The sequence below is a fragment of the Planktotalea frisia genome (assembly GCF_001890925.1).
Taxonomy (GTDB): Bacteria; Pseudomonadota; Alphaproteobacteria; order Rhodobacterales; family Rhodobacteraceae; genus Planktotalea; species Planktotalea frisia.
Genome location: NZ_MLCB01000011.1, coordinates 1 through 10,555 on the forward strand (window position 1 = coordinate 1; position 10,555 = coordinate 10,555).

Genomic DNA, 10,555 nt, shown 5'->3' on the forward strand with positions numbered 1-10,555 from the left:
CGCCGAAACCTTCCGCTGTGGCCCGCATCGAAAAACCTTCATCGGAGCGGACCTTAGCTACTTTCACTTGAATATTCTCAACTGGTTTTGTGTCAACAGTTGCGCAACGATCAAACCTCCCTAAACTCTAGCTCAAACCAGCAAACCCTTGCCCGCACCCGCTTTTTAGCGCAGCCCCCCTTGCGTTCGCCCCCTTCACATCATATTTGGAAAATTCACGCGGCTTCGAATGATTCGATGCCGCTTTTTCTGCCTGCGATATAAGGAGTGTTTCGAGCAAATTGGTTTTGTCCTGATCCCCTCCAAAGACACAAGGCGGAGCAGATCACAATCAACCAAAAAACCCAATCCTTCCTCGGCAAGACCCTGACATGTCAGGTTTTTTCCAAGACAGGACCTTTTGATCGAGTGCCGCGCAGTGGGACGTGTGGCGAGAATGGATCAAATAAAATCTGTCGTCTCGACAGGGCGCTAAGCGGAGGCCCAACCGCTTATGTGTCTGATGAGAAACTGAAAAGGTGATAACAACCATGGCTCAATCATTCCTTGGCCAGAAGCGTTTGCGTAAATATTACGGCAAAATCCGCGAAGTTCTTGAGATGCCGAACCTTATCGAGGTTCAGAAAAGCTCTTATGACTTGTTCTTGAATTCAGGTGACGAGCCGATCCCAATGGACGGCGAAGGCATCAAAGGTGTCTTCCAGTCGGTTTTCCCGATCAAAGATTTCAACGAAACCTCCATTCTAGAATTCGTCAACTATGAGCTGGAAAGGCCCAAGTACGACGTCGAAGAATGCCAGCAACGTGACATGACATACAGCGCGCCACTTAAAGTGACGCTGCGCTTGATTGTGTTTGAGATCGACGAAGATACAGGCGCGAAGTCTGTAAAAGACATCAAAGAACAAGACGTTTTCATGGGCGACATGCCATTGATGACGCCAAACGGCACTTTTGTCATCAACGGCACCGAGCGTGTGATCGTTTCCCAGATGCACCGTTCACCGGGTGTTTTCTTTGATCACGACAAAGGTAAGACGCACAGCTCTGGTAAGCTTTTGTTTGCTTGCCGCATTATCCCGTACCGTGGTTCATGGCTCGATTTCGAATTCGACGCAAAAGACATCGTCTTTGCGCGTATCGACCGTCGTCGTAAACTGCCTGTCACCACGCTTCTGTATTCCCTTGGTCTCGACCAAGAGGGGATCATGGACGCGTATTATGACACGGTTGAGTTCAAGCTGAAGAAGAACAAAGGCTGGGTCACCAAGTTCTTCCCAGAGCGCGCACGCGGCACACGCCCGACATTCGACTTGGTTGACGCCAAGACGGGCGAAGTGATCGCGGAAGCCAACAAGAAGGTCACGCCACGTGCGGTCAAGAAATTGATCGACGCAGGTGACGTGACAGAGCTGTTGATCCCATACGATGCGATCGTTGGTAAATTCATTGCCAAGGATATCATCAACGAAGAAACGGGTGCGATCTACGCAGAAGCCGGTGACGAGTTGACGCTGGAGATGGACAAAGATGGCGACGTGATCGGTGGTTCCTTGAAGGAATTGATCGACGCGGGCATCACGACTTTGCCAATTCTTGACATCGATAACATCAACGTGGGCGCATATATGCGCAACACGATGGCGGCAGATAAAAACATGAACCGCGAAACCGCGCTCATGGATATCTACCGTGTAATGCGTCCGGGCGAGCCGCCCACCGTTGAAGCGGCGTCAAACCTGTTTGATACACTCTTCTTCGATTCAGAGCGTTATGACCTTTCCGCGGTGGGCCGCGTGAAAATGAACATGCGTTTGAACCTCGATGCGGAAGATACGCAGCGTACACTTCGCAAAGAAGACATCGTCGCATGTATCAAAGCGCTCGTGCATCTGCGCGACGGCAAAGGCGATATCGACGATATTGACCACCTTGGTAACCGTCGTGTGCGTTCCGTTGGCGAATTGATGGAAAACCAATACCGCGTAGGCCTGCTTCGTATGGAGCGCGCGATCAAAGAGCGTATGTCCTCTGTCGAAATCGACACTGTAATGCCGCAAGACTTGATCAACGCGAAGCCAGCGGCGGCGGCTGTTCGTGAATTCTTTGGCTCTTCGCAGCTGAGCCAATTCATGGACCAAACCAACCCGCTCTCAGAGGTTACGCACAAGCGTCGCCTTTCAGCGCTTGGACCTGGTGGTCTGACACGTGAACGTGCTGGCTTTGAGGTGCGCGACGTGCACCCAACGCACTACGGTCGCATGTGCCCAATTGAAACGCCGGAAGGTCCAAACATTGGTCTGATCAACTCGCTCGCGACATTTGCGCGTGTGAACAAGTACGGCTTCATCGAAACACCTTACCGCGTTGTTAAAAACGGTACGGTCACCGACGAAGTACACTACATGTCCGCAACTGAGGAAATGCGCCACACAGTGGCTCAGGCGAACGCCAACCTCGACGAGAACATGAAGTTCGTGAACGATCTGGTCTCTACACGTAAGTCCGGCGACTATACCTTGTCCCCGAACGAGAATGTGGACCTGATCGACGTCTCACCAAAGCAGTTGGTCTCTGTTGCCGCCTCGTTGATCCCGTTCCTTGAGAACGACGACGCGAACCGCGCATTAATGGGTTCCAACATGCAACGTCAGGCCGTTCCATTGCTGCGCGCAGAAGCGCCGCTGGTCGGAACTGGCATTGAAGAAGTTGTTGCACGCGATAGTGGTGCGGCGATCATGGCCAAACGCGCAGGTATCATCGACCAAGTCGACGCTCAGCGTATTGTTGTGCGCGCAACGCATGATCTTGAGTTGGGCGATGCAGGCGTAGACATCTACCGCATGCGCAAGTTCCAGCGTTCTAACCAGAACACCACAATCAACCAGCGTCCGTTGGTGAAGGTTGGTGACACGGTTCAAAAGGGCGAAGTCATTGCAGACGGTCCATCCACAGATATGGGTGAATTGGCACTGGGCAAAAACGTGGTCGTCGCGTTTATGCCTTGGAATGGTTACAACTACGAAGACTCGATCCTGATCTCCGAGCGCGTTTCGCGTGACGACGTGTTTACGTCTATCCACATCGAAGAATTCGAAGTGGCGGCACGTGACACGAAACTTGGCCCGGAAGAAATCACACGCGATATTCCAAACGTCGGCGAAGAAGCTCTTCGCAACCTCGACGAAGCGGGCATCGTATACATCGGCGCAGACGTTGAGCCGGGTGATATTCTCGTAGGTAAGATCACGCCAAAGGGTGAAAGCCCGATGACGCCGGAAGAAAAGCTTCTTCGTGCGATCTTTGGTGAGAAAGCTTCCGACGTGCGTGACACATCCTTGCGTGTGAAGCCGGGTGACTTCGGTACAGTTGTCGAAGTACGTGTCTTCAACCGTCACGGCGTTGAAAAAGACGAACGTGCGCTCCAGATCGAGCGTGAAGAAGTCGAGCGCCTCGCGCGTGACCGTGATGATGAGTTGGTCATCCTCGATCGCAACATCTATGCGCGTCTCAAAGGCATGATCCTTGGCAAAGTGGCTGTGAAAGGCCCCAAAGGCGTGAAGCCGAATGCCGAAATCAACGAGGAACTTCTGGAAACACTGACACGTGGTCAGTGGTGGCAGTTGGCCCTCAAGGACGAGAAAGACGCACAGATCGTCGAAGCCCTGAACGAGCAGTATGAAGTACAAAAGCGTACTTTGGATGCCCGTTTCGAGGACAAAGTCGAGAAAGTCCGTCGCGGCGACGACCTACCACCCGGTGTTATGAAGATGGTCAAAGTTTTTGTTGCTGTGAAGCGCAAGCTTCAGCCAGGCGACAAAATGGCCGGCCGTCACGGAAACAAAGGTGTTATTTCCAAGGTTGTTCCAATGGAAGACATGCCGTTCCTTGCGGATGGTACTCCGGTGGACTTCTGTTTGAACCCGCTTGGCGTTCCATCACGTATGAACGTTGGTCAGATTCTGGAAACACACATGGGTTGGGCCGCACGCGGTCTTGGCCTGAACATCGACGACGCGCTTGGTGCATACCGCCGCAATGGCGATCTGACCCCTGTGAAAGAAGCGATGCGTTTGGCTTACGGCGATGATGTCTATGCTGAGGGTCTTGAAATCATGAGTGATGATGACCTGATCGAAGCGGCTGGCAACGTCACAAACGGTGTTCCAATTGCGACGCCAGTCTTTGACGGCGCGAAAGAGCATGACGTGAATGACAGCCTCAAGCGTGCTGGCTTCTCTGAAAGCGGTCAGTCGGTCTTGTTTGACGGACGTACAGGCGAGCAGTTTGCGCGCCCTGTTACGGTCGGCATCAAGTACTTGCTGAAACTGCACCACCTTGTGGACGACAAAATCCACGCGCGTTCCACTGGTCCATACTCGCTGGTCACACAGCAGCCATTGGGCGGTAAAGCGCAGTTCGGTGGACAGCGCTTTGGTGAGATGGAAGTTTGGGCACTTGAAGCATATGGCGCAGCCTACACGCTTCAGGAAATGCTCACCGTCAAGTCGGACGACGTGGCAGGCCGTACGAAGGTGTACGAGTCAATCGTCAAAGGTGAAGACAACTACGAGGCTGGCGTGCCAGAGAGCTTTAACGTTCTCGTCAAAGAAGTCCGTGGCCTTGGCCTGAACATGGAACTCCTGGACGCGGAGGAAGATGAATAGAATTTTCTAGAAAATTCTTAGCCTTCGATTTTTCTAGAAAAATCGGGGGCGACACCTCTTCCAAAGCTCCCCTTTCAAGGATTTGAAAATGAACCAGGAACTGACAAACAACCCGTTTAACCCAGTTGCCCCCATCAAGACGTTCGACGAGATCAAAGTCTCGCTCGCGTCCCCTGAGCGCATCCTGTCGTGGTCTTTTGGCGAGATCAAAAAGCCGGAAACCATCAACTATCGTACCTTCAAGCCAGAGCGCGACGGCCTGTTCTGTGCGCGCATCTTTGGCCCGATCAAAGACTACGAATGCCTCTGCGGTAAATATAAGCGCATGAAGTATCGCGGCGTTGTCTGCGAGAAATGTGGTGTTGAAGTTACCCTTCAAAAAGTACGTCGTGAGCGTATGGGCCACATCGAACTGGCCTCTCCAGTTGCGCACATCTGGTTCCTCAAGTCGTTGCCATCGCGCATCGGCCTGATGCTGGACATGACTTTGCGCGATCTTGAGCGTGTTCTCTACTTCGAAAACTACGTCGTGATCGAGCCCGGCCTCACAGACCTCACCTACGGTCAGATGATGACCGAAGAAGAGTTCATGGACGCGCAAGACACCTTCGGCATGGACGCATTTACTGCCAACATCGGCGCTGAAGCGATCCGCGAAATGCTCGCTCAGATTGATCTTGAGTCCGAGGCAGAAACGCTACGTGCGGATCTTGCTGAAGCAACGGGTGAATTGAAGCCTAAGAAGATCATCAAGCGTCTTAAGGTTGTTGAGAGCTTCCTCGAGTCTGGCAACCGTCCTGAGTGGATGATCCTGACCGTGATCCCTGTGATCCCGCCAGAGCTTCGCCCATTGGTTCCGCTCGATGGCGGCCGTTTCGCGACGTCTGATCTCAACGATCTGTATCGTCGTGTGATCAACCGTAACAACCGTCTCAAGCGTCTTATCGAGTTGCGCGCACCTGACATCATCGTGCGTAACGAAAAGCGTATGTTGCAGGAATCTGTAGACGCGCTGTTCGACAATGGTCGTCGTGGTCGTGTCATCACAGGCGCAAACAAGCGTCCTTTGAAATCGCTCAGCGACATGCTGAAGGGTAAGCAAGGTCGTTTCCGTCAAAACCTTTTGGGTAAGCGCGTCGACTTCTCTGGTCGTTCGGTCATTGTGACGGGTCCAGAGCTGAAGTTGCACCAGTGTGGCTTGCCCAAGAAGATGGCGCTCGAGCTGTTCAAACCGTTCATCTACTCGCGTCTTGAGGCCAAAGGTTTGTCCTCAACCGTGAAGCAGGCGAAGAAACTCGTTGAAAAAGAGCGTCCCGAAGTTTGGGACATCTTGGACGAGGTTATTCGCGAACACCCAGTCATGCTGAACCGTGCGCCGACTTTGCACCGTCTCGGCATTCAGGCGTTCGAACCTGTTTTGATTGAAGGTAAAGCGATCCAGCTTCACCCGCTCGTGTGTTCTGCGTTTAACGCGGACTTCGACGGTGACCAGATGGCGGTTCACGTTCCACTTTCGCTTGAGGCACAGCTTGAAGCACGTGTTTTGATGATGTCCACGAACAATGTTTTGTCGCCTGCAAACGGCGCACCGATCATTGTTCCGTCACAGGATATGATCTTGGGCCTTTATTACACCACACTTGAGCGTGTGGGTATGAAGGGCGAAGGCATGATCTTTAGCTCTATCGATGAGGTGCAGCACGCTCTTGATAATGGCACGGTGCACTTGCACTCCAAAATCACAGCGCGTCTTCCCCAGATCGATGATGAAGGCAATGAAGTGATGAAGCGTTTCGAGACGACACCGGGCCGTGTACGCCTTGGGTCGCTTCTGCCGCTCAATGCGAAAGCACCGTTTGAATTGGTGAACCGTCTTCTACGTAAGAAGGAAGTTCAGCAGATCATTGACACGGTCTATCGTTACTGTGGTCAAAAAGAGTCTGTCATCTTCTGTGACCACATCATGACCATGGGTTTCCGCGAAGCGTTCAAGGCGGGTATTTCGTTCGGTAAAGACGACATGCTGATCCCTGATACCAAGTGGCCATTGGTTGAAGAAACACGCGGTCAGGTTAAAGACTTCGAGCAACAGTACATGGATGGCCTGATCACTCAGGGTGAAAAGTACAACAAAGTTGTCGATGCTTGGTCAAAGTGTAACGACAAAGTCACCGATGCGATGATGGGGTCGATCTCTGCATCCCGTCACGACGATCAGGGTACCGAAATGGAGCCGAACTCGGTTTACATGATGGCTCACTCCGGTGCGCGTGGCTCGGTTACACAGATGAAACAGCTGGGTGGTATGCGCGGTCTGATGGCAAAGCCGAATGGCGACATCATCGAGACACCGATTATCTCCAACTTTAAAGAAGGTCTGACCGTTCTGGAGTACTTTAACTCCACGCACGGCGCTCGTAAGGGTCTGTCAGATACAGCTTTGAAAACAGCGAACTCCGGTTATTTGACACGTCGTTTGGTTGACGTTTCTCAGGACTGCATTGTGCGCATGCGCGATTGTGGAACAGAGAACATGATCACTGCCGAAGCCGCCGTGAACGATGGTGAGGTTGTTTCCACACTTGGTGATCGCGTCTTGGGCCGCGTTGTTGCGCAGGACGTTCTACGTCCGGGAACTGACGAGGTTCTGTTCAAAACGGGTACGTTGCTCGACGAACTTATGGCGGACGCAATCGAAGAAGCAGGCGTGGCTTCCATGCGCATCCGTTCTCCGTTGACTTGTGAAGCGGAAGAAGGCGTTTGCGCCATGTGCTATGGTCGTGACCTTGCACGCGGTACGATGGTAAACTCTGGTGAAGCTGTCGGCATTATCGCCGCGCAGTCCATTGGTGAGCCTGGTACACAGTTGACGATGCGGACGTTCCACATCGGCGGCGTTGCTCAGGGTGGTCAACAGTCCTTCCAAGAAGCAAGCCAAGAGGGCAAGATCGTCTTCGAGAACACTCAACTCCTTGAGAACGCCGCTGGCGATATCATGGTGATGGGCCGTAATATGAAGATGATCATCAACGACGAAAACGGTGAAGAGCGTTCCAGCCACAAGTTGGGCTATGGTACCAAGCTGTTTGTTAAAGAGGGCGCGAAAGTTGCTCGCGGTGACAAGCTGTTCGAATGGGATCCATACACACTGCCAATCATCGCTGAGAAAGCCGGTACAGCTAAGTTTGTTGACCTCGTAAGCGGTATTGCCGTGCGCGACGAGACAGACGAAGCAACAGGTATGACGCAGAAGATCGTTATCGACTGGCGTGCTGCGCCTAAAGGTAACGAACTGAAGCCGGAAATCATCATCATGGACAAAGATGGTGAGCCTGTTCGCAATGATGCGGGTAACCCTGTGACTTATCCAATGTCTGTGGATGCTGTTCTCTCGATTGAAGAGGGTTCTGAAGTTCAAGCCGGTGACGTCGTTGCGCGTATCCCGCGTGAAGGTGCCAAGACCAAGGACATTACAGGTGGTTTGCCACGTGTTGCGGAACTCTTTGAGGCGCGTCGCCCCAAGGATCACGCGATCATTGCGGAAATCGACGGTCACGTGCGCTTTGGCAAAGACTACAAGAACAAGCGCCGTATCGCGATTGATCCTGTGGATGAAAGCCTCGCTGCGGTTGAATACATGGTGCCAAAGGGCAAGCACATTCCAGTTCAGGAAGGTGATTTTGTCTCCAAAGGCGATTACATCATGGACGGAAACCCAGCGCCGCATGACATCCTCTCCATCATGGGTGTCGAAGCGTTGGCTGACTACATGATCAACGAAGTGCAGGACGTTTATCGCCTTCAGGGTGTTAAGATTAACGACAAGCACATTGAAGTCATCGTACGTCAGATGCTCCAGAAGTGGGAAATCCTCGACAGTGGTCAGACGACGCTGCTCAAAGGCGAGCACGTGGACAAGCAAGAGTTTCTTGCGGCCAATGAAAAGGCAGCTTTGCGCGGGTATAAACCTGCAACGGGCGAGCCAATTCTGCTCGGGATTACCAAAGCGTCCTTGCAGACACGCAGCTTTATCTCTGCGGCGTCGTTCCAGGAAACAACGCGTGTTCTTACGGAAGCATCCGTACAGGGCAAGCGCGACAAGCTGGTCGGCCTCAAAGAGAACGTCATCGTAGGTCGCTTGATCCCAGCCGGTACAGGTGGGGCGACACAACAGATGCAACGTGTTGCACAAGACCGCGATAACGTGGTCGTTGAAGCGCGCCGTATTGAAGCCGAAGCTGCTGCCGCATTGGCTGCACCTACGGATGATATTGTGGGTGGTGACGTCTTTGGGAAGCCAGAGGATGTGTTCTCCACACCCGAAAGCCGCGACGAGTAAAGCGTTTCGTTTAGAAATTGAGAAAGGCCCTCGCTGGAAGCAGCGGGGGCCTTTTTCGTTTGCGGTGAGAGCCGTAAAAGCCTGTATAAGGTCAGGCTAAGCTGGTCAGATCACACGGACAAAGCATGCCTTGTCCGCGCAGTCTTATGCGTAAAGTTGTGTGCTCCCGTCAGAGGGCGTTAATCCAGTGAGTTGAAGCCAATCATGTTGCCCTCAGTATCCTGAGCCAAAGCCACATAGCCAAATTCACCGATAGAGAACTTGGGACGGATCACTTTGCCACCTGCTTTTTCAACGAGCGCTTGTTGTGTGGCGCAATCTTCCACTGAAAAGTAAATCTGTGTTCCGCCGGGTCCAGGCTTTGCATATGGGGCCTTAACAAGTGCGCCGGCGGCACCGTAGACTTCCATATTGCCCACAAAACTCTTCATTTCTGTTTCACCTGTGGGGTCGCTCATATCCTCCATTTTTGCCCCTAAAACGGATTTGTAAAAGCGTTCTGCGCGATCCATTTCATCCACGTAGATGTCAAACCAACCAACTGCGTTCATTTGTGTCATGTCTTAGTCCTAAAATTATGTGTTGTTTCTGTTTTTGCCCGCAGCGGCCTTATGATGGATGCAAGGCGATGCGACACAAACGAAACTACGTCTCAAAGGACATTGTCGAAATCCCCACAAATGAGGGGGGGGGGGGCGGTTCGCTGAGAAATTCTGATTTGAAGGCAACGACAGCGTCTTTAGATCAACCCAAGCGTCGCGGCTTTGGAAACCGCCTGCGCGAGCGTTACGCTATCCAATTTGACCCGTGCGTCTTTGAGGTAGCTACGCACCGTATGCTCGGACAAATTGAGGATAATTGCAATTTCTGTGTGTGTTTTGCCCTGTGCTGTCCATTTTAGACATTCCGTTTCGCGCGGGGATAGTTGCGGTCGCTCGTCGGTCTCACCAGAAATTTCAGATAGTGCCTTATGGTGCATTTCAGAGGCAAGAAGCAGCAAATGATCGCGGTTCTTTTTCACGAACGGCTCCCAAGTGGCGTTGCCTTTCGCATATGGCGCATTGAACGAGAGCACGCTGCGGCGTCCAATTGTATCCACATGGCTGACACTAAACCCTGCCGGCCCCACAACATGTTCGACCGCTTGTTGCATCATATTTCGCTGTTCGGCAGCTGGGGTGATCGCAGACCAACAGAAAGGCTCTGTCGTTTTTTTGGCCATTTGTAGGACAGGATCAATCCGCACGTAGTCATGCAACAGATACCGACTGACCCAAGCATCGGGATAATTTGTTCTCACATAGGGCGTGTTTTTGGCATCATCCCCACCGCGAAAAAGATGTAGAGTAAAGTAGTCAACTTTGAAATGCCGCACGATAGACTGAACAGAGTCCTGAACCGAACCAGCAAGATAATCGACGCTTCCTAGTTCCATAAACTCGTTGTCTTTTCTATCGTTTGATTACAAAAACCCACACGAGAATTTTCTATACCGCTGCTACCCCAAAACCCGAATTTTTTCATGGGTTATGACGCGGAAATTGTCTGA

Annotated in this window: 4 protein-coding genes; 2 read left to right on the plus strand and 2 right to left on the minus strand. The window is 52.2% G+C overall.

Annotated features, from left to right (window positions below):
* Positions 1 to 530 precede the first annotated feature (530 nt).
* A complete protein-coding gene (gene rpoB / locus PFRI_RS00800; RefSeq protein ID WP_072628869.1) occupies positions 531 to 4,667 on the plus strand; it encodes a DNA-directed RNA polymerase subunit beta in 4,137 nt (1,378 codons plus the stop codon).
* An 88-nt stretch (positions 4,668 to 4,755) separates the two neighbouring features.
* Positions 4,756 to 9,006, plus strand: a complete 4,251-nt coding sequence (gene rpoC, locus PFRI_RS00805) for a DNA-directed RNA polymerase subunit beta' (RefSeq protein ID WP_072628870.1) — start codon at positions 4,756 to 4,758, stop codon at positions 9,004 to 9,006.
* A gap of 179 nt (positions 9,007 to 9,185) precedes the next feature.
* On the opposite strand, the gene PFRI_RS00810 is transcribed toward rpoC, so the two are convergent.
* Together PFRI_RS00810 and PFRI_RS00815 are read right to left on the minus strand one after the other, a co-directional pair.
* A complete protein-coding gene (locus tag PFRI_RS00810) occupies positions 9,186 to 9,566 on the minus strand; it encodes a VOC family protein (RefSeq protein ID WP_072628871.1) in 381 nt (126 codons plus the stop codon).
* Positions 9,567 to 9,745: 179 nt separating this feature from the next.
* Entirely contained in the window at positions 9,746 to 10,441 is a 696-nt protein-coding gene (locus tag PFRI_RS00815; protein ID WP_072628872.1) for a helix-turn-helix transcriptional regulator, read from the minus strand.
* Positions 10,442 to 10,555 lie beyond the last annotated feature (114 nt).